This window comes from Actinomadura xylanilytica, assembly GCF_030283145.1.
In the GTDB taxonomy this organism is placed as follows: domain Bacteria; phylum Actinomycetota; class Actinomycetes; order Streptosporangiales; family Streptosporangiaceae; genus Spirillospora; species Spirillospora xylanilytica.
The window spans coordinates 885,967-909,697 of sequence record NZ_JASNWE010000004.1 but is presented as its reverse complement, the minus strand read 5'-3'; the positions used below and the strand labels follow the sequence as shown (position 1 = coordinate 909,697).

At 73.5% G+C, this 23,731-nt stretch carries 21 protein-coding genes; 12 read left to right on the top strand and 9 right to left on the bottom strand.

Annotation, left to right across the window (positions count from 1 at the left end):
• The first annotated feature begins 31 nt into the window (after positions 1 to 31).
• The gene (locus tag QP090_RS28055) at positions 32 to 703 is read left to right on the top strand and encodes a response regulator (protein ID WP_285942439.1); all 672 of its coding nucleotides are present in this window, start codon (positions 32 to 34) and stop codon (positions 701 to 703) included.
• A 75-nt stretch (positions 704 to 778) separates the two neighbouring features.
• On the opposite strand, the gene QP090_RS28050 is transcribed toward QP090_RS28055, so the two are convergent.
• The gene (locus QP090_RS28050; protein WP_285942437.1) at positions 779 to 1,162 is read right to left on the bottom strand and encodes a hypothetical protein; all 384 of its coding nucleotides are present in this window, start codon (positions 1,160 to 1,162) and stop codon (positions 779 to 781) included.
• Between the two features lie 114 nt (positions 1,163 to 1,276).
• On the bottom strand, positions 1,277 to 1,615 hold the full coding sequence (locus tag QP090_RS28045; protein ID WP_285942435.1) for a MerR family DNA-binding transcriptional regulator: 339 nt from the start codon (positions 1,613 to 1,615) through the stop codon (positions 1,277 to 1,279).
• A 188-nt stretch (positions 1,616 to 1,803) separates the two neighbouring features.
• Between QP090_RS28045 and ahcY (QP090_RS28040) the strand changes: the two genes are divergently transcribed.
• The 3 genes from ahcY (QP090_RS28040) to QP090_RS28030 all read left to right on the top strand — a co-directional run bounded on the left by ahcY (QP090_RS28040) (position 1,804) and on the right by QP090_RS28030 (position 5,170).
• On the top strand, positions 1,804 to 3,234 hold the full coding sequence (gene ahcY / locus QP090_RS28040; RefSeq protein ID WP_285942432.1) for an adenosylhomocysteinase: 1,431 nt from the start codon (positions 1,804 to 1,806) through the stop codon (positions 3,232 to 3,234).
• A gap of 75 nt (positions 3,235 to 3,309) precedes the next feature.
• Positions 3,310 to 4,566, top strand: coding sequence for an adenosylhomocysteinase (gene ahcY, locus QP090_RS28035; protein WP_285942431.1), 1,257 nt, complete (start codon positions 3,310 to 3,312; stop codon positions 4,564 to 4,566).
• Positions 4,567 to 4,591: 25 nt separating this feature from the next.
• Positions 4,592 to 5,170, top strand: a complete 579-nt coding sequence (locus QP090_RS28030) for a hypothetical protein (RefSeq protein ID WP_285942429.1) — start codon at positions 4,592 to 4,594, stop codon at positions 5,168 to 5,170.
• Between the two features lie 7 nt (positions 5,171 to 5,177).
• On the opposite strand, the gene QP090_RS28025 is transcribed toward QP090_RS28030, so the two are convergent.
• Together QP090_RS28025 and QP090_RS28020 are read right to left on the bottom strand one after the other, a co-directional pair.
• A complete protein-coding gene (locus QP090_RS28025) occupies positions 5,178 to 6,629 on the bottom strand; it encodes a cellulase family glycosylhydrolase (RefSeq protein ID WP_285942427.1) in 1,452 nt (483 codons plus the stop codon).
• A 126-nt stretch (positions 6,630 to 6,755) separates the two neighbouring features.
• Entirely contained in the window at positions 6,756 to 7,799 is a 1,044-nt protein-coding gene (locus tag QP090_RS28020) for an RDD family protein (RefSeq protein ID WP_285942426.1), read from the bottom strand.
• Positions 7,800 to 8,005: 206 nt separating this feature from the next.
• Between QP090_RS28020 and QP090_RS28015 the strand changes: the two genes are divergently transcribed.
• On the top strand, positions 8,006 to 9,001 hold the full coding sequence (locus tag QP090_RS28015) for a stage II sporulation protein M (RefSeq protein ID WP_285942424.1): 996 nt from the start codon (positions 8,006 to 8,008) through the stop codon (positions 8,999 to 9,001).
• 17 nt (positions 9,002 to 9,018) lie between these two features.
• Here the strand turns inward: QP090_RS28015 and QP090_RS28010 are convergent, their stop codons facing one another.
• The 5 genes from QP090_RS28010 to QP090_RS27990 form a co-directional block, all read right to left on the bottom strand.
• Positions 9,019 to 10,311 (bottom strand): DUF58 domain-containing protein, encoded by a 1,293-nt coding sequence (locus QP090_RS28010; protein WP_285942423.1) that lies wholly within the window; start codon positions 10,309 to 10,311, stop codon positions 9,019 to 9,021.
• 61 nt (positions 10,312 to 10,372) lie between these two features.
• Positions 10,373 to 11,296 (bottom strand): AAA family ATPase, encoded by a 924-nt coding sequence (locus tag QP090_RS28005; RefSeq protein WP_285942809.1) that lies wholly within the window; start codon positions 11,294 to 11,296, stop codon positions 10,373 to 10,375.
• 113 nt (positions 11,297 to 11,409) lie between these two features.
• Positions 11,410 to 12,624, bottom strand: coding sequence for a DUF4350 domain-containing protein (locus QP090_RS28000; RefSeq protein ID WP_285942421.1), 1,215 nt, complete (start codon positions 12,622 to 12,624; stop codon positions 11,410 to 11,412).
• On the bottom strand, positions 12,621 to 13,322 hold the full coding sequence (locus QP090_RS27995) for a DUF4129 domain-containing protein (protein ID WP_285942419.1): 702 nt from the start codon (positions 13,320 to 13,322) through the stop codon (positions 12,621 to 12,623). Before QP090_RS27995 ends, QP090_RS28000 begins: the two co-directional genes overlap by 4 nt.
• On the bottom strand, positions 13,319 to 14,479 hold the full coding sequence (locus QP090_RS27990; protein WP_285942418.1) for a hypothetical protein: 1,161 nt from the start codon (positions 14,477 to 14,479) through the stop codon (positions 13,319 to 13,321). Before QP090_RS27990 ends, QP090_RS27995 begins: the two co-directional genes overlap by 4 nt.
• A gap of 453 nt (positions 14,480 to 14,932) precedes the next feature.
• On the opposite strand from QP090_RS27990, the gene mtrA reads away from it, so the two are divergent.
• The 7 genes from mtrA to QP090_RS27955 all read left to right on the top strand — a co-directional run bounded on the left by mtrA (position 14,933) and on the right by QP090_RS27955 (position 23,731).
• Entirely contained in the window at positions 14,933 to 15,610 is a 678-nt protein-coding gene (gene mtrA, locus QP090_RS27985; RefSeq protein WP_285942417.1) for an MtrAB system response regulator MtrA, read from the top strand.
• Positions 15,611 to 15,664: 54 nt separating this feature from the next.
• On the top strand, positions 15,665 to 17,296 hold the full coding sequence (gene mtrB, locus QP090_RS27980) for an MtrAB system histidine kinase MtrB (RefSeq protein WP_285942416.1): 1,632 nt from the start codon (positions 15,665 to 15,667) through the stop codon (positions 17,294 to 17,296).
• Positions 17,293 to 19,149, top strand: coding sequence for an LpqB family beta-propeller domain-containing protein (locus QP090_RS27975; protein ID WP_285942415.1), 1,857 nt, complete (start codon positions 17,293 to 17,295; stop codon positions 19,147 to 19,149). Before mtrB ends, QP090_RS27975 begins: the two co-directional genes overlap by 4 nt.
• Before the next feature lie 69 nt (positions 19,150 to 19,218).
• Positions 19,219 to 19,944 carry a ComF family protein gene (locus tag QP090_RS27970; RefSeq protein ID WP_285942414.1) on the top strand — a complete coding sequence of 242 codons (726 nt, stop codon included), beginning with the start codon at positions 19,219 to 19,221 and terminating at the stop codon, positions 19,942 to 19,944.
• 771 nt (positions 19,945 to 20,715) lie between these two features.
• The gene (gene hpf / locus QP090_RS27965) at positions 20,716 to 21,372 is read left to right on the top strand and encodes a ribosome hibernation-promoting factor, HPF/YfiA family (protein WP_285942413.1); all 657 of its coding nucleotides are present in this window, start codon (positions 20,716 to 20,718) and stop codon (positions 21,370 to 21,372) included.
• A gap of 197 nt (positions 21,373 to 21,569) precedes the next feature.
• Complete coding sequence (locus tag QP090_RS27960) at positions 21,570 to 22,307, top strand: response regulator (protein WP_285942411.1); 738 nt, start codon at positions 21,570 to 21,572, stop codon at positions 22,305 to 22,307.
• Positions 22,308 to 22,552: 245 nt separating this feature from the next.
• The gene (locus tag QP090_RS27955) at positions 22,553 to 23,731 is read left to right on the top strand and encodes a winged helix-turn-helix domain-containing protein (RefSeq protein ID WP_285942409.1); all 1,179 of its coding nucleotides are present in this window, start codon (positions 22,553 to 22,555) and stop codon (positions 23,729 to 23,731) included.

The window sequence follows — 23,731 nt, the reverse complement described above, 5'->3', positions numbered from 1 at the left end:
GCGACGCCGCCGGCCGGAGCGGTGGCGGCCGGTGATCAAGGTGATGGTCGTCGACGACCAGACCATCGTCCGGGCCGGGTTCGCCGCCCTGCTCGCCGCGCAGGAGGACATCACCGTCGTCGGTGAGGCCGGCGACGGCCGCGAGGCGGTGCGGCTGGCCGAGCGGAACCGGCCGGACGTGGTCGTCATGGACATCCGGATGCCCGGCATGGACGGCATCGAGGCGACCCGGCACATCCTGGCCAGGCCCGGCGCCGAAGACGTCAGGGTCCTGGTGCTGACCACCTTCGACGTGGACGAGTACGTCTACGAGGCGCTCTCCGTCGGCGCCAGCGGTTTCCTGCTCAAGGACGCCACCGCCGAGGAGCTGGTCTCGGCCGTGCGGGTGGTCGCGCGCGGCGACTCGCTGCTGGCCCCGCAGGTCACCGGGCGGCTGATCCGCGAGTTCACCAAGCAGCGCCGCAACCGCCCGCAGGCGCCGTCCGCGCTCGGCACGCTGACCGCGCGCGAGAACGAGGTGCTGGTGCTGATCGCCGGCGGCCTGTCCAACGGCGAGATCGCGCGCCGGCTGGTGGTCAGCGAGCACACGGTCAAGACGCACGTGGCCCGGGTGTTCACCAAGCTCGGCCTGCGCGACCGGGCGCAGGCGGTCATGCTCGCCTACGAGTCCGGCGTCGTCGTCCCCGGCGAGGGCGTCGGCTGACGCGGCGTCGACCGATACGGCGTCGACCGATACGGAGCCGGCTCACACGGCGTCAGCCGGCACGGCCCGCCCGCCTCAGCGCCCCGGCTGCGCGTGGGCCTGCGCCCCGGGACGGGCCTGCGCGGCGCGGCGGGCGCGGGCCTCTCGGCGTTCCGCGAAGAGCGGCAGGCTCCAGCAGCCCAGGCCGAGAAGGCAGACGACCGCGCCGAAGCCCGCGAACAATATCCCCTCGCGGTCGTTCAGGGTCTTCTGGTGGTCCCGCGACTGGTTGGTCGACTGGCGCTCGGTGATGCCGTTGTCGGAAATCGTTTGGCAGACGTCGCCCTCCTGCATGACCCGGCTCCCGCACTTGGCCTCGCTGCCGTTGACGATGCCCATGCCGTGCATGATCAGCAGACCGCCCCCGGCCATGATCGCCAGTCCGACCACGAATGCGGCGACCATCCTGCGCACGTTCACCTGTACTCCTCACTGTGCGGCATCGGGAACCCCGTCCCCGTCGCGGCGGACGGCGGGCGGAGTCCGGCAGGCTAGCAATGATCTTGAACGTGATCGGCCGATCGTGGAAATCGGTCAGCGGCGGCGCAGGAGGCGCAGGGCCTTCTCCTGCTCGAAGTCGAGGGCGCGGGCCCGCGGCGCGGAGACCCTGCCGATGCGTTCGCCCAGCTCGCGGACGCGTGCCTGCACTTCGGGCTCGGCCAGGACGCGCAGGCCGAACGCCAGTTCGGCGGGGCCGATGTCGTAGCGCCTCTCCAGGGCGAGGGCCAGCGCGACGGCGCGCAGCTCGGGCTCGCCGAAGCGCCGGTGCCCGCCCGCACCCGCGCCGGTGGCCGGGAGCAGCCCCAGCGCCTCGCGGTAGCGGAGCATGCGGGGCGAGGTGCCGAGCCGCCGGGCGGCCTCCGTGATGCGCATGAGGTGATTCTGACAAATCTGTGTCAGAAAGTCGCCCCCGACCGTGCCCGGTGGCGCGGGGCGGGCCTAGACTCGCCACCAGAACCGGCCCCACGCCCTCCCACGACCCGCACCGCGTTCCCGCGACGCCGAGGTCGGGGAGCGGGAGGAGGGCGACGATCCCACGCGGACCAAGGAGCACCCACAGCATGGACTACAAGGTCGCCGACCTTTCCCTGGCCGACTTCGGGCGCCGGGAGATCCGGCTCGCCGAGCACGAGATGCCCGGTCTGATGGCGGTGCGCAAGGAGTACGCCGCCGCCCAGCCGCTGCGCGGAGCCAAGATCATGGGCTCGCTGCACATGACGATCCAGACGGCCGTGCTGATCGAGACGCTGGTCGACCTCGGCGCCGACGTCCGCTGGGTGAGCTGCAACATCTTCTCCACCCAGGACCACGCCGCCGCGGCGGTCGTCGTCGGCCGCGACGGCACCGCCGCCGACCCGAAGGGCGTCCCGGTGTTCGCCTGGAAGGGCGAGACGCTGGAGGAGTACTGGTGGTGCACCGACCAGGCCCTCGCGTGGCCGGACGGCACCCCGCCCAACATGATCCTCGACGACGGCGGCGACGCCACCATGCTGGTCCACAAGGGCGCCGAGTACGAGAAGGCCGGCGCCGTCCCGGCCGGGTCCGCCGACGACCCGGAGGAGCTGGGCGTCGTCCTGGCCACCCTGCGCCGCACGATCGCCGAGCGGAACGGCCGCTGGACCGAGGTCGCCGCCGCGGTCAAGGGCGTCACCGAGGAGACCACCACCGGCGTGCACCGCCTGTACGAGATGTTCAAGGGCGGCTCGCTCGCGTTCCCGGCGATCAACGTCAACGACTCGGTCACCAAGTCCAAGTTCGACAACAAGTACGGCTGCCGGCACAGCGTGATCGACGGGCTGAACCGCGCCACCGACGTGCTGATCGGCGGCAAGGTCGCGCTCGTCGCCGGCTACGGCGACGTCGGCAAGGGCTGTGCCGACGCGCTCCGCGGTCAGGGCGCCCGGGTGATCGTCACCGAGGTCGACCCGATCTGCGCGCTCCAGGCCGCGATGGACGGCTTCCAGGTCGCCAGGCTCGACGACGTGGTCGGCAGCGTCGACATCTTCGTCACCACCACCGGCAACTTCAACATCATCAGCGCCGCCCACATGGCGAAGATGAAGCACCAGGCGATCGTGTCCAACATCGGGCACTTCGACAACGAGATCGACATGGCCGGGCTGGCCAGGATCGACGGCATCGAGAAGATCGAGATCAAGCCGCAGGTCGCCGAGTGGAGGTTCCCGGACGGGCACTCCATCCTGGTGCTGGCCGAGGGCCGGCTGATGAACCTGGGCTGCGCCACCGGCCACCCCTCGTTCGTGATGTCCAACTCCTTCACCAACCAGGTCATCGCGCAGATCGAGCTGTTCACCAAGACCGAGGAGTACCCGGTCGGCGTGTACGTGCTGCCGAAGCACCTCGACGAGAAGGTCGCCCGCCTCCACCTGGACGCGCTCGGGGTCCGGCTCACCGAGCTGACCAAGGAGCAGGCCGACTACATCGGCGTCCACGTCGAGGGCCCGTACAAGCCGGACCACTACCGTTACTGATCACCGGTAGCCTCCGAGCCGCCGCACGTCCGGATCACCGGCCGTGCGGCGGCTTGCCTGTCAGGGAGGGTGTGGATGAGCGACATCGCGGACGCGTCGCTGGCGTACGAGGGCGTCAAGCGGATCGAGTGGGCCGACCGGAGCATGCCGGTGCTGCGGCAGATCCGGGCGCGGTTCGCCGCCGAGCGTCCGCTGGAGGGGCTCAGGGTCGCGGCGTGCATGCACGTCACCACCGAGACCGCCGGGCTGATCCGCACCCTCCAGGCCGGCGGCGCGCGGGTCGCGCTCGCCGCGTCCAACCCGCTGTCCACGCAGGACGACACCGCCGCGGCCCTCGTCGCGGAGTACGGGGCCGAGGTGTTCGCCCGCGCCGGCACCGACCGCGAGGGCTACTACGCGCACATCCACCGGGCCCTGGAGACCGGGCCCGACCTGGTCCTGGACGACGGCTGCGACCTGGTCAACACGCTGCACAGCGACCGTCCCGACCTGATCGGGACGGTCAAGGCCGGCTGCGAGCAGACCACCACCGGCGTGATCCGGCTGCACCAGATGGCGCGCGAGGGGGCGCTGCGGTTCCCGGTGGTCGCGGTCAACGACACCGACACCAAGCACATGTTCGACAACCGGTACGGCACCGGGCAGTCGACGCTCGACGGCATCATCCGCGCCACCAACACCCTGCTGGCCGGCAAGACCATCGTCATCGCGGGCTTCGGCTACTGCGGGCGCGGCCTGGCCGAGCGGGCCCGCGGACTCGGCGCCCGCGTGGTCGTCACCGAGATCGACCCGGTCAAGGCGCTGGACGCGGCGTTGCAGGGCTTCGCCGTCCAGCCGATGGCCGAGGCCGCCCGCGCCGGCGACGTGTTCATCACCGTCACCGGCAACCGCGACGTGATCGGCGCCGAGCACCTGGTCGTGATGAAGGACGGCGCGATCCTGGCCAACTCCGGGCACTTCGACGTCGAGATCGACGTCCGCGCCCTGGCCGCGCTGGCGGTGGAGGTGCACGAGGGGGTCCGCCCGCTGGCCGACGAGTACGTGCTCGCCGACGGCCGCCGGCTGGTCCTGCTGGCCGAGGGACGGCTGGTCAACTTGGCCGCCGCCGAGGGGCACCCGGCCGCGGTGATGGACATGTCGTTCGCCGACCAGGCCCTCACCTGCGCCTGGCTGGCCGCCGAGCACGGCACGCTCGGCCCGGCCGTCCACGACGTGCCGAAGGACATCGACACCGAGGTGGCGCGGCTCAAGCTCGCCTCCATGGCGATCGGCATCGACACCCTCACCGGTGACCAGGAGGACTACCTGCACTCCTGGCGGATCGGCTCCTGAGCGGGCGAGCCGTTAGGGTCGCGGGATGCCGCGCGGAACGTACGTCCACCTGGGTGATGGCCTCGAAGAGCGCTTCCAGTGCGCGCCGGGCCCGGGGGGCTGGCGGTACGTGGGGCAGCGGTCGGACGGCGTCCGCGTCGACCTCGTCGTGGACGCCCGCTGGCGGCAGATCCGCGTCGAGGTGGTCGCGCCGCACTGGTGGATCCGCGGCGGCGTCACCGGGCACGAGCTGGCCTGGGTGCGCGGGGCCGGGACGGACGCCCCCACCGAGCACGGTGCGCGTGCGGTCGCGTTCGCGGGGGAGTCGCCGGGGTTCCTGGTCGCGGTGGCCCGGACGCTGGGGCTGTCCGAGGGGGAGCGGGCCGACGTCCGGCTCGTCCGGCTGAACGGGACGGCCCTGTCGGCGCTGACCGTGACCGAGCGCTGGCGGCTGGCGGACGTCACGGCGCACGAGACGGACAGCGGGCCGCTGCCCGTCGAGCGATACGAGATCGCCGACCTCGCCACGGCCGAGGCGGTCGCGGTGCACGTCGCCGGGGACGTGGTACTCGACGCCCCCGGCATTGAGCTCGCCGACCTGGAGTCCCCGCCCACCCTCGCGTGACGGACCCTCAGGGGCGGACCTCGACGGTGTGCTCGGGCGTCCCCGGCGCGGCCCAGACCGACAGCACCCGGCGGTCCGCATCCCACTGCGAGCGCCACTTCCCGGCGGGGTCGGTCGACACGACCTTCGGCGCGCCGGGGAAGTCCGCGGCCGGAAGCCAGATCTCGGTCGGCCCGGACGCCCCGGCCCGGTCCCGCCAGCCGACCGTGAGGGTCTTCGAGGCGTAGGAGATCTTCGTGGGCGTCCCCGCGACCGCGCGCGGATACGGACGGGCCAGGAGCCGCCCGATGGAGGTCAGCTCGCCCTTCTCGTCGGTCGGGCCGGCGGACCCGGGGTCGCTCGACCAGTACGCCCAGCCGGTCGTCAATCCGTCCGCCATCGACAGCCAGTCGCCGGTGAACTCGTCCACGCCCGGCGCCTGCACGGTCATGCCGCCGACCTCGCCGACCCACATCGGCATCCCGAGCCGCCGCGCCGCCGCCGGCATGTTCCGCTTCCACAGCGCGAACTGCGCCTGGGCCAGCAGCTTCCCCGCGCCGGTGTAGGAGCCGCCGATGTCGACGCCGGCCGGGTAGAAGTGCGGCGCGAACGCGACGCGGGAGGCGCCGGTGCGCGGATCGGTGAGCGCGCCGAGGGAGGTCTCGGTGCCGTCGTTCGGCCCGAGCGCCTGCGGCTCCACCAGCACCCAGTTGTCGCGGTCGACCTCGCGGATCGCGTTCAGGGTGCGCTGGTAGAACGGCGTCAGCGTCGGGCCCTCGAAGAAGCCGAACTGCCGCGTCCCGCCGAACGGCTCGTTCATCAGGTCGTACCCGAGCACCGCCGGGTCCTTGGCGAACCGCTGCGCGACGTGCTTCCACATCGCGGTGTAGTGCCGCATCAGCTCGGGGTGCTTGCCGGTGTGGTTCCAGAAGTTGTCGTAGGCGCGCAGGATCGCGGGCTGGACGTAGGTCAGTATCCACGGGTCCTGCGGCTCGCAGGGCTGCCCGTCGGTGAAGGTGGCCCAGGCGGGGGCGCCGTTGCCCGAGTCCTTGCACGCCGCCGGGCCGTAGACGTCCTGGTGCATGTCGAGGACGACCTGCATCCCCTGCTCGCGGTACCAGGCCAGCCGCGCGGCCACCGCGTCGAGGTAGCCCTCGTCATACTCGCCGGGCCGGGGCTCGACGTTCTTCCATTGGATCAGGTAGCGCACCGAGTTGGAGCCGAGGTCGCGGGCCTCGCGGACGACGTCCTCGCGCTTGATCCACGGGAGCCCGCTCGGGCCCTTGGCGCTGCTGGCCGTGTTGAGCCCGTGCAGGATCACCGTCCGGCCCCGGTCGTCGGTGATCGTCGGGGCCGTCGCGGCGGCGCGCGGGGCGGCGGCGGGCTCGGCGAGCGCCGGGGCGGCGGTGCCGGCCGCTGTGCCGGCACCGGCCAGGACGGCGGCGGTGGTGATCCGGCCGAGGGCAGAACGGATGCGCATGCCGCCTCCTGAACGTGAAAGTTACTCGGATTTTAGGAGGCGACCGGGCCCGGCGGAAGGCGCACACCTGCACAACGACCGCGCGATCTTCGGGCTGATCTTGACAACCGGACGCGAACGTCCAGGCTAGGGACGCCCGTCCCGCTGGACGGCCGGACCGGGCGGCGGAGGGGGATACGGCGGCGGCGGCGGATAGCCCGGCCGGCCGGGCGACAGGGCCTGCTGGTACGGGCCCGCCCCGTAGTTGGGCGGCGGGAGGAAGGCGGGCTGCCCCGGGTCCGGCGTGCTGAACGGGGGCGGAACCGGAGGGCCCGGCCGGCCCGCACCGGGCGGCGGGGGCCCGGCCACCGCCATCGCCGGGGCGGGCGCGGCGGCGGGACGTCCGGCCGCCTGCCACGCGCGCCGCATCCGGCGGTCGCGGTGCCGCGCGAGCCGCCATTCCTCGCGCCGGCGGCGTTCGGCGAGGACGGCCGACAGCACGATCTCGGGCCGCACCCCGTACGGCGGGGGCGGGCTCACCACGGCGGCCACCTGCCCGGCGATGCGGAGCCCGAGGGCGTCGCGCACCTCCGGCCGCAGCTCCCAGAACCGCGCCAGGTACTGCCGGGCGGTCATCGCCAGCTCGTCGGACAGCATCGACAGCTCCAGCGCGCCGCCCCAGCCGGCCAGGTGCGGCGGCATCACCGCGACCGGCCCGAACAGCGCCGAGCTGGGCACCCGCTCCTGGATGACGACGGTGCCCGCGAACAGGTCGCCGAGCCGCTTGCCGCGACCGTTGCACAGCGAGGTGATCAGTGCGGGCGCCCCGAACAGCGTCCAGAACTCCAGGAACCCGGCCAGCGCCCGGACCAGCGCCTGGCGGAACCGGATCGGCCCGCCGTCGTCGGCGACCGTCCGCAGGCCGAACGCCATCTTGCCGAACGTCCGGCCGCGCGACAGCGTCTCGAACGCGCACGGGTAGCCCACCACGACCGCGACCACCAGCAGCAGCGAAAGGCCCACGCCCCACGCTGGGTCGATGCCCAGCGAGGCGATCGCGGCCACGTAGAACCCGATGTTGAGGAACGTGAACTGGAACATCAGATCGAGCAGGAGGGCGCAGCCCCGGCTGGCCAGGCGCGCGACCCGGATGTCGAGCGCGACGGCCTCGCCGGTGACGAGTTCGGCCATTCCCATCCTCCTATGCCGGGGCGTGCCCCATCTTGCCGGGTCGGCGGGCTCAGGCGTTAGTCAACCGGCCGCCGCCGCACTCCCCGCGCCGCGCGGGACCGCCGATGGGACGCCGCGGGACGGCGCCGCGGGGACGGCGTAGCGGGGGGCGAAGCGGGGACGGCGACGCCGCGCGGGACCGCCGTCCCAGGCGTTAGTCTCCCTGGGTGGACGTCGACGCCTACGTGGCCGCGCACAACGCCGATTGGCAGCGCCTGGAGGGGCTGATCAACTCCGGCCGCTCGCTGTCCGGCGCCGAGATCGACGAGCTCGTCGAGCTCTACCAGCGGACCGCCACCCATCTGTCGGTGGTGCGCTCCAGCTCGCCCGACCCGATGCTCGTCGGACGCCTGTCGTCGCTCGTGGCGCGCGGCCGGGCGGCCGTGGCGGGCGCGCGGGCGCCGCTCTGGCGCGACGTCGGCAGGTTCGCGACCGTGTCGTTCCCGGCCGCCGCCTACCGGATGCGGTGGTGGTGGCTCGGCATCGTGGTGCTCGGCAACCTGGTCGCGGTGGCGCTGGCGATCTGGGTGGTGCACAGCCCGGCCGCGCAGGCCGCCGTGGGCGACCCCTACGACATCCGCAGGCTGGTCGACGAGGACTTCGCCAACTACTACACCGAGCACTCCGCGGCCTCGTTCGCGTTCCAGGTGTGGACCAACAATGCCTGGGTGTCGGCCGTCGCGCTGATCTTCGGCGTCCTGCTCGGCATCCCCACGGTCCTGGTGCTGCTGACCAACCAGATCAACCTCGGGGTGACCGGCGGGCTGATGTTCGCCTACGGCAAGGGCGACGTCTTCTTCGGCCTGATCCTGCCGCACGGGCTGCTGGAGCTGACCGCCGTCTACCTCGCCTGCGCGGGCGGGCTCAAGCTCGGCTGGACGGTCATCGACCCCGGACGGCGCCGCCGCGGTCAGGCGCTCGCCGAGGAGGGCCGCGCGGCGGTGAGCATCGCCATCGGCCTGGTCGGGGTGCTGCTGGTCTCCGGCCTGGTCGAGGGCTTCGTGACCGGCTGGGTGCACACCACCTGGCTGCGGATCGGCATCGGCGTGGTCGTGGAGGTCGCGTTCCTCGCGTACGTGATCGTGCTCGGCCGCCGCGCCGTCCGGCAGGGCGAGACCGGTGACGCCGAGCTCCGTCCCGACCAGGCCCCCGTCGCCGGCTGACCGTCCCGGCGCGGGGCTCAGAGCCGGCCGGCGGCCTTGAGGGCCAGGTAGGCGTCGGCGAGGGCCGGCGCGATCTCCGCCGGAGGCGCGTCCACGACCTCGACGCCGTACGAGCGGAGCTCGGCGGTGAGCCGGCGGCGCTCGCCGCGGGCGCGCTCGGCCGCCGCGGCGTCGTACACCGCGGCCAGGTCGCCGCGTCCGGCCGCCATCTCACCGACCCGCGGGTCGGACACCGCGGCGATCATGACCAGGTGCCGGGCGGTGAGCCGCGGCAGCAGCGGCAGCAGCCCCTCCTCGATCGCGGCGGTGTTGAGCTCGGTCAGCAGCACCACCAGGCAGCGCTGCCGCACCCGCGACATCAGGGCCGACACCATCCCGGCCGCGTCGCTCTCGATCAGCTCGGGCTCCAGCGGCGCCATCGCGTGCACCATCGAGGGCAGCAGGTCGGTGCGCGAGGCGCCCTCGACACGGGCGCGGACCCGCCGGTCGTAGGCGAGCAGGTCGACCCGGTCGCCGGCCCGCGACGCCAGCGCGCCGAGCAGCATCGCGGCGTCCATCGAGCAGTCGAGCCTGGGGATGTCGCCGACGCGTCCGGCCGAGGTGCGGCCGGTGTCGAGCACCAGGTAGATGCGCCGGTCGCGCTCGGGCCGCCAGGTGCGCACGACGACGTCGGCGCGGCGCGCGGTGGCCCGCCAGTCGATGGACCGGACGTCGTCGCCGTCGACGTACTCGCGCAGCGAGTCGAACTCGGTGCCCTGCCCGCGGATCAGCGCCACGTGGTTGCCGGTCAGCTCGCGCAGCTTGGCCAGCTTGGCGGGCAGATGGCGGCGGGACGGGAACGCGGGCAGCACCCGCACCGTCCACGGGGCGGGACGGGAGAGCTGCCGGGCGGCCAGCCCGAGCGGTCCGGCCGACCGCACCACGACCGTCACCGCGGCGCGGTCGCCGCGCCGGGTGGGGGCCAGCGTCATCTCGACCCGGCGCCGCTCGCCCGCGGGCACGTCCACCCGGGTGGCGCGGGGCGTCGCGGCGGCGCTCGGCGGCCACACGTCGCGCAGCCGGGCCTTGACCCGGCGCCGCCCCAGGTTCTCGACGATCAGGGTGACCGACGCGGTCTCGCCGAGCCGGACGCGGGCGTCGCCGGACCGGTGGAAGCGCAGCGCCCGCACGTTGCCCGCGAGCGCCAGGTCGGCCGCCACGGCCGCGGCCAGCGCGGCCCAGAGCGCGGCCAGCGCCCACCAGCTCGGCAGGAAGATCGGGACGAGCGCGCCGAGCGCCGCCAGCAGCCCGAGCCGTCCGGTCAGCGCCATCGGCGGGCCCTCCGGTGCGCGGTGGCGGACCCGGCGGCGGCCCGCGGCGGGTGCGCGGTCATCAGCGGGGCGCCGGGACGTGCGCCAGGATGCCCTCCAGCACGCCGTCGGCGGTCGCGCCCTCCAGTTCGGCCTCGGGCCGGAGCTGGACGCGGTGCCGCAGCGTCGGCCGGGCCAGCGCCTTCACGTCGTCGGGGGTCACGTAGTCGCGGCCCGACAGCCACGCCCACGCCCGGGACGTGGCCAGCAGCGCGGTGGCGCCGCGCGGCGACACCCCGAGCTGGAGCGAGGGCGACTGCCGGGTGGCGCGGCACAGGTCGACGACGTACGCGGCGACCTTCGGGTCGAGGTGGACGGCCCGCACGGCGGCACGGCCCGCGGCCAGCTCCTCGGGGCCCGCCACCGGCCGGACCGCCGACAGGTCGCGCGGGTCGAACCCGCCCGCGTGCCGCTGAAGCATCGCGATCTCCTCGTCGCGGGACGGCACCGGGACGGTCAGCTTCACCAGGAACCGGTCGAGCTGCGCCTCGGGCAGCGGGTAGGTGCCCTCGTACTCGATCGGGTTCTGGGTGGCGCACACCATGAACGGGTCGGGCAGCGGGCGGGCGTCGCCCTCGACCGACACCTGCCGCTCCTCCATCGCCTCCAGCAGCGACGCCTGGGTCTTGGGCGGGGTGCGGTTGATCTCGTCGGCGAGCAGCAGGTTGGTGAAGACCGGGCCCTCGCGGTACTCGAACTCCGACGTCCGGTTGTCGTACACCAGGGAGCCGGTGACGTCGCCGGGCATCAGGTCGGGGGTGAACTGCACCCGCTTGAAGTCGAGGTCCAGCGCGCGCGACAGCGTCTTGATCAGCAGCGTCTTGGCGGTGCCCGGCACGCCCTCCAGCAGCACGTGGCCGCGGCACAGCAGCGCGATGACCAGGCCGGTCACCACCGAGTCCTGGCCGACCACCGTCTTGGCGACCTCGCCGCGCAGGGCGGTCAGCGCCGCGCGGGCGGTCTCGGCCCGGTGCCGCGCCTCCTCGGCGGCCGGCCCGCTGGCCTGCCCGGTGTCGACGGCGGACCCGCCACCGTCCTTGCCGAGCTCAACAGGGTGGTTCACGACTGCCGTACCTGCCTTTCCAGGACGTCGAGGATGTCGGTGAGCGCGAGGAGTTGCGCGTCGTCCGCAGGTTCAGGACCGTACAGGGCGGTGCCGACCACCGCCTCGTCGTAGGACGTGCGGTGGGCGACTCCGGTGACGATCTCCTGCGCGAAGGCGAAGTCCTGCGCGGTGCTGCGCGGGAGCCCCAGCAGGGGGACGAGCCGCTCGCGGGCCCCGGCGCGCAGCGCGTCGGCGGCCCGGCCCCTGGCGTGGTGCGCGCGGTACAGCCGGGCGCGGCCCTCCACCGTCTCAGCCGAGCGGACGACGACGGGGAGCGCCTCGGCCACCACCGGCCCGAGCCGCCGGGCCCGCCACAGCGCCACCAGCGCCACCGCGACCAGCACTTCGAGGACGAACAGCTTGACCCCGAACGGCAGCAGGTCGCTCAGCGTGGCGTCGCCGCCCGCGCCGGCCTCGGGCAGGTCGGGGATCAGCCACACCACCGAGGACCGCGCCCCGGCGAGGTTCATGCCGAGGGCGGCGTTGCCCTCCTCGGTGAGGTGCGCGTTGGTGAGCGGCTCGGGGGAGCCGAGCACGGTGACGGTGCGGGAGCCGTCCCGCACCTGGACCAGCCGGCTGTAGTCGTCCGCGCGGTAGCAGGTGACGACGCCGTCGCCGCCGGACGTCGCGTAGGTCTCGGCGCCGCCGAAGGCGACCGGTCCGGCGAGGCGCGCGGCGGGCAGGGCGCAGTCGAGGTCGGCGGTCCGCTCGAAGCTGGTGCCCGCGCGGTGCACGCCGGGGGCCAGCTCTCGCAGGACGCTCCGGTTCGGCTGGACGAGCAGCAGGTCGCCCTGCGCCCCGCGGAGCCGGTCGATGTCGCCGTCGGTGAGCCGCTCGGGCCGGGTGACGACGGTGACGCTGCCGGGCGAGGCCAGCCCGGCCGCGTCGCCGGCCCTGCGCGCCACGTCCAGCCGCGTCCCGTTCTGCTTGAGGATCTCGGCGAGGGCCCGGCTGCCGCCCTCGGTCGGCGAGGTCGGGTCGAGGTCCTGCGGGGTCACCGAGGGGCGCAGCGCCGCGAGGATCACCGCGATCGCCACCAGGGCGAGCAGGACCAGGACGATCCCGCGCGCCGACCGGAACCGGCGCGAGGCGACCTGCCCGGCGGTCGGTCCCGGCGGGGCGGGAGAACCGGAGCCGTCCGCGCCGCCCTGGGGCGGCGACTGGATCACCAACGCGGGCCACCGTCCTCTCCGTCGTGCGGGCCCGTCCCGGCCCCCGCGAGGGCGGGGTCGCCGTCGGAGCGCAGCGGCTTGGGCCGGGCGGCCTGGAGCCGTTCGTCGAGCTGCTTGAGGCGCGCGTAGGCCTCCATGCTGCCGGGCCGGTCGCCGTACCAGACCTCGTCGAAGATCTCGACGCCCACGCGCAGGTCGTCGGCGAGCTGCGGCACCGCCGCGCCCGCCTCGGCCGCCAGCTCGTCGGCCGTCCGGCCGGGCCGCGGCGCCAGGACGGCGCGCTCCTCGAGGTCGCGCGCGATGGCCCGGAGCCGCTCGCGGATCGCCTCGGGCCACTGCCCGCCGGCGGCGTGCCGCTCGGCGGCCTCGCGGTGGTCGAGCGCGGTGGAGGGCCGCTCGTCGAGCAGCGCCTCGCCGCGCGACCTCGGGTTGCCGCGGCCCCGCATCAGCCAGACCACCAGCCCGATCACCGCCAGCAGCAGCGCGATGATGATCACGATCGAGATCCAGCCGCCGGAGCCGCCGCCGTGCGCGGTCGGCTCGGACGCCCGGCCGAACAGGTCGCGCAGCCAGTCGGTGAACTGGTCCCACTGCCGTTCGAGCCAGGACGGCCGGTCCCGCTGGTAGATCGACTTCTCCAGCTCGCGGCGGGCCAGCTCGCGCGCGTCGTCCCGGCCGATCGGATCAGTGATCATGAAGTCACCCCGGTCCGCGGCGCGTTCGAGGGCGGAGGGACGGCCGCGGGCGCGAGCGCGCCGGGGGCCGCCGCGTAGGGCCGCCAGAGGTCGAAGAAGCCGTCCGGGTCATCGTCGCCGCTCCTGCCCCGCCCGGCCGTGGCCCGGGCGGAATCGGGCACGGCGGAATCGGCGGGCGCGGAAGCGGCGGGGGAGGCGGCGGCGATGATCGCGGCGGCCGACCGGCCGCGGCTGCGCAGTTCGAGATCGAAGCCCTCGCGGCGCATCCGCCGGTCGACGTACAGCAGCGCGATCACGCCGGCGTCGAACGGCAGCATGATCGACCAGCTCACGATGCGTCCCACCGTGTCGACCGCCAGGCCGAGCACCATCGCGGTGCCGTGCGAGGCGTCCCCGAAGAAGACGAGCTGGACGATCAGGAACGGGATCCGCAGCGCGAAGAACCCCATGAACAGAGTGATCAGCAGGGTGAGCAGCAGCGTCCCGCAGGTGCGCAGCCAGCGCCCCCGCGACAGCGCGCGGGCCCGCCGGAACGCCCCGCCGACGGTCTCCCGCTCCATCACCACGGCGGGCGCGGCCAGCACCAGCAGCATGTAGAGCCACACCATCAGCCCGACGCCGACCGGGAAGCCCGCGATGGCGGCCAGCACGTCGAGCGCCGGATGCGCCCCGGCCGCGACGAGCAGCAGGAACGGGACGATCGGCAGCAGCAGCGCGAGCAGCGACACCACCATGATCAGGGCGGCGACCGCGACCAGCCGGCCCAGCCGCGGGCGCACGTCCCGCCACGCCTGCCGCGGCGGGACCGGCGTCCCGAGCAGCCCGCGCCCGAGCAGCGGCGCCAGCAGGCCCGACAGCAGCAGGATCCCGTAGGCCGACAGTGCCAGCCCGATCGCCCCGAGGATGAGCTGCGAGCCGACCGACTCCAGCAGCGCGCCCGGGGTGACCTCGCCGTCGGCCTGGTCGCCGATGAAGTAGTAGGTCGCGACCGTGACCAGCACCTGGATCACCGTGCTGACCGCCACCGACAGGCCCAGCGTGATGCGGGGCCGGCGCCGGATCCCGGCGATCGCGCCGTCCAGCATCTCCGAGATGGACATGGGGCGGAACGGGACGTCGCCGTCCGCGCCCTCGTCCCAGCCGTCCGGTCCCGGCATCTCTCCGCTCCCCGCGTGATGAGTCGTCAGCCTGCTTTCCGGGGCACCCCCGGATTCCCGGTCAGGTCATCCTGTCACGGGCGGGGTGCCGTAATTGCCTTTCCCGGCCCGGTCCATGATGATCTGCACGCCGATTCGGCCGCCGGGGCCGCGCCGAAGGCCGTTTCCGGTCCCGTTCCGGTCCCGTTCCGGGCCCGCCCCGTCCGCCGCCGGCCACCGCCGGCCGGACGATCTCGGAGATGAATCGCGGTTGCCTGTTTACAATCCGGCATTTGAACGAGACCGTGACGAGCGGCGCGGCGGGCCGGCGCCCGTTCGCCCGACACCGGGAGGAGTCATGTACCAGGCAAACGCGGGTAACCTTGCACGCCAAGGCATTTCCCTCCCTGGCGAGGTGGGGCAGGACCGTCTCACCCCACTCCACCGAACCCCGACTTTGTGACGATGAGGGCCATGAGAGGACGTGTACTGGTCGTCGACGACGACCTCGCGCTCGCCGAGATGCTCGGCATCGTGCTGAGGGGCGAGGGTTTCGAGCCGTCGTTCGTCCACGATGGCGACAAGGCGCTTGAGGCGTTCCGGGAGACGCGGCCCGATCTCGTGCTGCTCGACCTGATGCTCCCGGGCGCCGACGGCATCGACGTGTGCCGGCAGATCCGCGCCGAATCCGGCATCCCGATCGTCATGCTGACGGCCAAGAGCGACACCGTCGACGTGGTGCTCGGCCTGGAGTCGGGCGCCGACGACTACATCGTCAAGCCGTTCAAGCCCAAGGAGCTGGTCGCACGGGTCCGCGCCCGGCTCCGCCGCACCGACGAGCCCGCCCCCGAGACCCTCCAGATCGGCGACATCACCATCGACGTCGCCGGCCACTCGGTCAAGCGCGGCGACAAGCACATCCCGCTCACCCCGCTGGAGTTCGACCTGCTGGTGGCGCTGGCCCGCAAGCCGCGCCAGGTGTTCACCCGCGAGGTGCTGCTCGAGCAGGTCTGGGGGTACCGGCACGCCGCCGACACCCGCCTGGTCAACGTGCACGTGCAGCGGCTCCGCGCCAAGATCGAGAAGGACCCGGAACGGCCCGAGATCGTCGTCACCGTCCGCGGCGTCGGCTACAAGGCCGGTCCGGCCTGATCCCGGCCGCTCGGCGATGACCATCCGCCCCCGCCTCCGCGCCCCCCGTCCGCGATGAACGCCGTGAAGCGGCTCGCGCGGCGGGGGCTCGGCACGCTCAGGCGCGCCGTCCGGGGGGTGTCGCGGCGCGGCTACCAGCGGTGGCGCCGCTCGATCCAGGTGCGGATCGTCACCTGGACGCTGTGCATCTCGGTGATCGTGGTCGCGATCCTGGGGGTGTTCCTCATGCAGCAGGTGTCGTCCGCCCTGATGGACGGCAAGGTCAAGGCGGCGCGGCTCCAGCTCGACGAGGGCCTCGCGCAGGTGCAGCGCGACCTCGGCAACTCGCCCGAGGACGGCGGCGGGCGGCTCGACGCCGTGGTCAACCGGCTCAAGGCGCGCAGCGGCCCGTCCGGGCTGTACGAGGTCTACATCCGCGACACCAGCGACCGCTTCTCCGGGGGACGGGCCACCAACGAGCTGCGCGAGGAGAGCGTCCCGAGGCGGCTGCGCGAGGAGCTGCGGCACGCGCCGACGGGATCGCGCTCCTACACGTTCGGCAAGCTGTCCTATGTCGGACGCGAGAGCAGGTCCGAACGCGGGCTCATCGTGGGCGGCAAGACCGCCCAGTTCGAGCTCTACTACCTCTTCCCGCTGGAGCAGGAGCAGCGCACGCTGACGAACGTGGCCCGGTCCCTGGCCGGCGTCGGCGTCGTGCTGGTGCTGCTGCTGGCGGCGATCGCCTCGCTCGTCACCCGGCAGGTCGTCATCCCCGTCCGGCTCGCCGCGCAGGGCGCGCAGCGGCTCGCCGCCGGACGGCTGGAGGAGCGCATGCGGGTCCGCGGCGAGGACGACCTCGCCCGGCTGGCCCGCTCGTTCAACGACATGGCCGCCAACCTGCAAGACAAGATCGGCGAGCTGGAGGACCTGTCGCAGGTGCAGCGGCAGTTCGTGTCGGACGTCTCGCACGAGCTGCGCACGCCCCTCACCACGATCCGGATCGCCGCCGACATGCTCTACGAGAACCGCGACACCTTCGACGACCCGGCCGTGCGCCGCTCGGCGGAGCTGCTCCAGAGCCAGCTCGAACGCTTCGAGTCGCTGCTCGGCGACCTGCTGGAGATCAGCCGGCACGACGCCGGCGCGGCCACCCTCGACGCCGAGTCGCTCGACATGCGCGACCTGGTGCTGCGCACGGTCGGCGACATCCAGGGCCTGGCCGAGCGCAAGGGCAGCAGGGTCGTGCTCCAGCTCCCCGGCGAGCCGTGCATGGCCGAGGTCGACCGCCGCCGCGTCGAGCGCATCCTGCGCAACCTGCTGGTCAACGCCGTCGAGCACGGCGAGGGTGAGGACATCGTGGTGTCGGTCGCCGCCGACCGCGACGCGGTCGCGGTCGCGGTCCGCGACCACGGGGTGGGACTGAAACCGGGGGAGGGGCAGATGGTGTTCGACCGCTTCTGGCGCGCCGACCCGGCGCGGGCCCGCACCACCGGCGGGACCGGGCTGGGCCTGTCGATCTCCAGGGAGGACGCCCAGCTGCACGGCGGCTGGCTCCAGGCGTGGGGCGAACCGGGCGCCGGATCGCAGTTCCGCCTGTCCCTGCCCAGAGTGGCGGGCGCCGAGTTGCGCGGCTCGCCGCTCCCACTGGTGCCCCCGGGCGCGGGCGACGCCCGTCCCCTCTTCGCCGAGCTGGAGGCGGGCGAGTGACGGCGGGCACCCCCGACCACACCCTCGGCCCCCCGCGCCGGGCGCCCGCCCCGCGGCCCGGAGGCCCGTCCGGGCCGCGCCGGATCCCGCCGGCCCTGCTGGTCTTCGCGGTCCTCACCCTCTGCGTCGCCGGATGCGCCAACGTGCCCGGCGGCGGCCGTGTGGTGTCCGGCAAGCCCGTCGAACGGGCCGAGCAGGTCGACGACCCCTACGTCCGGCTGATCCCCGTACGGCCCCGTCCGGAATGGGGTCCGGAAGAGATCGTGTCCGGATTCCTCGCCGCCTCCGCGAGTTTCGACGACGACCACAAGGTGGCGCGGGAGTTCCTGGCGGCCCAGACCTCGTGGCGCCCCGGCCTGAGGCCCTCCGTCACCGTCATGCGGAACCGCGAGGCGCCCAGGGTCGTCAAGCAGACGGCCACGCAGGCGGTCGTGAAGGTCGTCGGCGACCAGCTCGGCACGATCGCGTCCGACGGCCAGTACCGCGCCGCGGCCGAGCACATCGAGGTCAGCTTCCAGCTCGGCCGGACGCCCCAGGGGCTGTGGCGGGTCACCGGCCTGCCCGACGACGAGCGCGCCGGGCTGCTGCTCACTCAGGTCGACGTCGAGCGCGCCCTCCGCCCGGTCAACCTGTACTTCTTCGCGCCCGACCAGCGCACCCTCGTCCCGAACGGGATCTTCCTCCCGGTGGTCAACCGGCGCGACCTGCCGTCCCAGCTCGTCCGGGCCCTGCTGAACGGCCCGACCTCGTGGCTGTACGGGGCGGTCAAGAGCGCCTTCCCGCCCGGCACCCACCTGAGCGGCGAGGGCGTGGAGATCAGCAAGGACATCGCCACCGTCGATCTCAGCAAGGAGGCCGGCACCGGCAGTGTGGAGCGGATGTCCGCGCAGCTCAGCTGGACCCTGCGGCAGTTCTCCGAGATCAAGCGGTGGAGGCTGCGGATCGGCGGCGAGGCGGTCGCGCCGAAGGACATGAACGTGACCCAGGACGTCCGCGCGTGGGAGGTCAACGCCCCCGACGGCCACGAGGAGCAGGTCACCCAGAGCGCTTACGGCATCGGCGGCTCGGGCTTCCTCAGCACCCTCGACGGACGTGTCCCGCAGCCCGTCACGACGGGGAACGCGTGGCGGCTGTCGCGTCCGGCCGTGGCGCCCGACTACCAAGAGGTCGCGGGGCTCACCTCCAAGGGCGACCAGGTGCTGACGGCCGCCCCGCTCACCGGCTCGCCCACACCGAAGCCCCTCTTGGCGTCCTCGCGTCGCGGCGGCCGTTTCACCCCGCCCTCCTGGGGACGTGACGGCCTGCTGTGGACGGTCGAGACGGCCAAGGACAAGTCGTGGCTGTGGGTCCGCCAGCGGGGGCGCCCTCCGGCGCGCGTCTCGCACTGGGGGCTGAGCGGACGGGAGGTCATGGCGTTCCGCGTCGCGCGCGACGGCGTTCGGGCCGCCGTCATCGTCGACGTCGACGGGGAGCCGCAGGTCCAGATCGGCCGGATCGTCCGCGACGCGCGCGGCGCCGTCGACGTGGGGTCCTTCCTGCCCGTCAGCTCCGAGCTCCTGCGCGCGCGCGACCTGGTCTGGCGCGACTACGGCACGCTGGCGGTGCTCGGGCAGAAGGACTCCGACACCCAGGCCCTGCCGTACCTGATGCCGGTCAGCGGCAGCGCCATCACCTCCCTCGGGGTGGGCTCGCTGGGCGAGCCGCGCACGATCACCGCCGCCCCCGGCTCGCCCGTCCTCATCGGCACGCGCGCCTCGAACCGCAACCTGGTCTGCAAGCAGCGCTCTCCGCGCGACCAGTTCAGCGAGTGGGCCTGCGACATCCCGGCGACCGATCCGACCTACGCCCGCTGAGCCGCCGGGAGTTATCCACAGTTCGCCGCGGTCCTTCCGGCCGGCGCCGCCGCCCGGCATCGTCGAGGCATGAGCCTGCCGACGAGCCTGATCCAACTGGTCCTGCCGGAGCGATGTGCGGGCTGTGCCCTGGCCTCCGGCCTGCTGTGCGCGGCCTGCGCCATGCCCCTGACCGTCCCCGCCCGCGCCGTCCGCCTCGGTCCCGGCCTCCCCGGCCTCCCGCAGACCTGGACGGTGGCCGACTACGGCGGGCCGGTTCGGGCGATCATCGCCGCGCACAAGGAACGCGGCCGTACCTCTCTCGCCCGCCCGCTGGGCGCCACCCTCAGCCGGGCCGTTCTGGCCACCGTGGCCGCGGTGGCCGAACCGGTGCCGGGGCCCGATCCGCCGGAGCAGGCGCCGGAACAGGCGCCGGGGCCGGTGCTGGTGCCGGTTCCGTCGGCGCGGGCGGCGCTACGGCGGCGCGGGCATGACCCCACGCACCGGATGGCGGCGGTCGCGGTCCGGGTGCTGCGCGCGGGCGGCCTGCGCGCCACAGGGCTCGGCGCGCTGCGGCAGCGGCGGCCCGTGGCCGATCAGGCGGGGCTCACGGCCGGTGAGCGGGCGGCCAACCTGGCCGGCGCGCTCGAGGTCGTGCCGCGCGTCCCGGTGGCCGGACGCGGGGTGATCGTGGTCGACGACGTGATCACTACGGGGGCCTCGCTGGCCGAGGCCGCCCGGGCGCTGCGGCAGGCCGGGGCCCTGGTCGTGGGGGCCGCGACGGTGGCCGCCACACCGCTGCGCAGGGGCGGGTGAGCCTTCGCGCGGCCGGCGGGCGCCCTTCCCCGGCGTCGAGGGGCGGTGGTTCTGCCACACCGTGGCAACGAGCGGGTGACAATCTTCGTTCCGGCCCCCGACCCGGTAGGTGGTTACCATCCGTAGTTGAGAACTGTCCGACTTGTGGTGGCACGTCGGATTGATTGCTTCATCAACCGTCACGCGGCGTCATGGCAGTTGAAGAGATCTTTGCAACATGCCGCTCCGCCCGCTCGGCATGACCTGGGTGCCGGCGAAAGCCGCGAAAGCCCTGCGGACACGGGGATGCACGACTTGCGGGCGAGCCGGAAAGGGGGTCCGGAGCGGCGCTGCGAGCACTCTCGATGACGGTCCGTGAGTTTTTCCTCGCTCCACCCCCCTGACATTCGCGGCGTAAGGGGTTAGCGTTCCTGACATGGCACCCGCCCGGGTCCGTGGTTGCGTTGGATCGCCGTGCTCGTCAGGAGCACGCCAGGCGATCCGGCTAGCCGATGCCAGGCGCAGGCGAAACGGCCCACGTAAGGCGACTTCTCGTCGACCGATCACGGTGCGCCTTAGAAGTAAGTCCTGCCTCACCGGGGAATCCGATATTCCCCGGACCGGGAGAAGGGCAGTAGTGGCGAAAGCGCCGCGAGCCCCTCAGCAGGCGGATGTGGGGACGAAGACCAGGTCGGCCGGGCGGGTGCGACCCACCGAGCTGTGGCGTCCGTCCGGGGCCATCAGGAGCCCCGGACCGGGCGAGAATCGCAACCGGCAGAAGGGGGGTCCCGCGTGGACATCACCGTGAGGGGCCGGCACACCGACGTCAACGACAGGTTCCGACGGCACGTCGATGCCAAACTGGCCAAGATCGAACGGCTCAACCAGAAGGTCATCCGCGTCGATGTGGAGGTCTCTGAGGAACGCAATCCGAAGCTGGCCGACCAGCGTGAGCGGGTCGAGCTGACCATCCAGTCGCGCGGCCCGGTGATCCGGGCCGAGGCCGCCGCCGACGACCGCTACGGAGCGCTCGACCTGGCGCTCGACAAGCTGGAGTCCCGGCTGCGCCGCGACGGCGACCGGCGCAAGGCGCACCATGGCGGCAGATCGCGGGCCAGGCCGGCCGCGGCGGAACCGCTCCCCGAGCCCCTGGAGACCGTGCCCGCGGACGCGGGCCGGGCCGCCGAACCCGCGGGCACCGGCCGTTACGATCCGATGCCGGCCGCGGACGAGCAGCTGATCCCGATCCCGATGGAGGGCGACGGCCCCGTCGTCGTCCGCGAGAAGTACCACAAGGCCGAGCCGATGGGCATCGAGCAGGCCCTCTTCGAGATGGAACTGGTCGGCCACGACTTCTTCCTCTTCCGTGACAAGGCCGACGGCCACCCCTCGGTCGTCTACCGCCGGCGAGGCTGGGACTACGGCGTCATCCGTCTTGTCGAAGAGTGATGTGGTACTTGCGTCACGTCACCGCCCAGAGCGTGTCATGATCTAGAAAGGCGTTACCAGCAAGGCCGTGGTCGCGGTGGCCCGAGGGGCCACCGCGACCACGGCGGCTGTCTCCGGGCCGGGCCCGGACCCTCCGGCAGACCCAGATCACTGACAGTGAAGGGGGGAAGCGGCGTCTCCTCCACGCCGCGACTCAGGTGAGCGAGAATCCCGAGGCTCGCGGCGCCGCGGCGGTACCCCGTCAGGCCGACGCGACCGAGGCCGGCGCGGCCGACCCCATCCGGGTACTGATCGTCGACGACCACGCGCTCTTCCGCCGCGGCCTGGAGATGGTCCTCCAGGGCGAGACCGACATCGAGGTCATCGGCGAGGGCGGCGACGGCCACGAGGCGGTCGAGATGGCCGGCGACCTGCTGCCCGACGTGGTTCTGATGGACATCCGGATGCCCCGCCGCAGCGGCATCGAGGCCTGCACCGCCATCAAGGACGCCGCCCCCAGCGCCAAGATCGTGATGCTGACCATCAGCGACGAGGAGGAGGACCTCTTCGAGGCGATCAAGGCCGGGGCCAGCGGCTACCTGCTCAAGGAGATCTCCATCGACGAGGTCCCGCAGGCGGTCCGCGCGGTGCACGGCGGCCAGTCGCTGATCAGCCCCTCGATGGCGTCCAAGCTCATCACCGAGTTCGCCTCCCTGGCCAAGCGCAGCGAGGAGCGCACCCAGCAGGTCCCCGCGCCCCGCCTCACCGAACGCGAGATGGAAGTCCTCCGCCTGGTCGCCCGCGGCCTCGGCAACCGCGAGATCGCCCGCGAGCTCTTCATCTCCGAGAACACGGTCAAGAACCACGTCCGCAACATCCTGGAGAAGCTCCAGCTCCACTCCCGGATGGAGGCGGTCGTCTATGCGGTCCGCGAGAAACTCCTAGAGATCACCTGACCCGCCCCGTCAGCCACCCCACCGCCGCCCTCCAGGCCCACGGCGTCCCCGTCCGCACAGGGCCCGCCCAGGCCGTCCGGCCCGCGCTCTGCTGCCTTGCGCATCGCCCGAGCACCTCCGGCGTCCTTAGCGTCCCCTTGTCTCCCTCGCTCATCGCCTCGCACGCCGTCCACCTGGAGAGCCCCCTCCCGCTCCGCCGCTACCGGCTATCCCCTTTTGTCGGTGTCGTGTCGTAGCATCGCGGCGTGATCGAGGCTGAGCTCAGTGCGGACGAGGTGCGGCGGCTTCAGCTGCGTGCACAAGGGCTTCTGGGGGCGCGGGGCGCCGGCGGGGTGACGGGGCTGCTGAGGCGGCTGGGGGCCGTCCAGCTCGACACGATCTCGGTGCTGGCGCGTTCGCACGAGCTGGTCCCCTACGCACGGCTCGGGGCAGTCGGGCGCGACGCGGTGGAGGCGGCCTACTGGGGGAGCGGCGCGTTCGAGTACTGGGCGCACGCGGCGTCGGTGCTGCCGATGGACGAGTGGCCGCTGTTCGCGTTCCGGCGGCGGGCCTTCCGGCGGCGCGGGTGGCGGTGGCACAAGGTGCCCGAGGGGGTCTGCCAGGAGATCCTGGCGCGGCTGAGGGCCGACGGGCCGCTCACCACCAAGGAGCTCGGCGGGGCGAAGGCGAGCGCCGACTGGTGGGACTGGAGCGATCACAAGATCGGCATCGAGTGGCTGCTGGACGTCGGCGAGGTCGTGTGCGCGCGGCGGGTCGGCTGGCGGCGGGTGTACGACCTGGCCGAGCGTGCGGTGCCGGCGCCCCTGCTCGACCAGGAGCCCGACGACGAGGCGTGCCTGGAGGCGCTGGTGGCGCGGGCGGGGCGGGCGCTGGGGGTGGCGACCCGCGCCGACCTGGCCGACTACTACCGGGTCAAGGCCGAGCAGGTCGACGCCGTGATCGGGGCGACGGGCCTGGTCCCGGTGCGGGTGGAGGGCTGGCGGCACGCCGCGTGGGCCGATCCGGCCGCACTCGCCGAGCCGGCCCGGGGGCGGCACGTGACGACGCTGCTGTCACCGTTCGACTCGCTGGTCTGGGACCGGGCCCGGACGTCGCGGGTGTTCGGCTTCGATCACCGGCTCGAGGCGTATGTGCCCAAGGCCAAGCGGGTCCACGGCTACTTCGCGATGCCGCTGCTGTCGGGCGGGCGGCTGCTCGGCCGGGTCGACCCGGCGCGGGAGGGCACGACGCTGGTCGCGCGGCAGGTGTCGTTCGAGCCGTCGGCGACGCGGACGCGGGCGCGGACCGAGGCGTCGGCGGCGGCCCTCGGCGCCGCGCTGTGGCGGGCGGCCGGGTGGGTCGGGTGCGACGACGTGCGCGTCGAGCGGCTCGACCCCGGGCTGGACGGGGCGCAGGTGGCCGCCGTGGTCCGGGCCGCCGGGTGA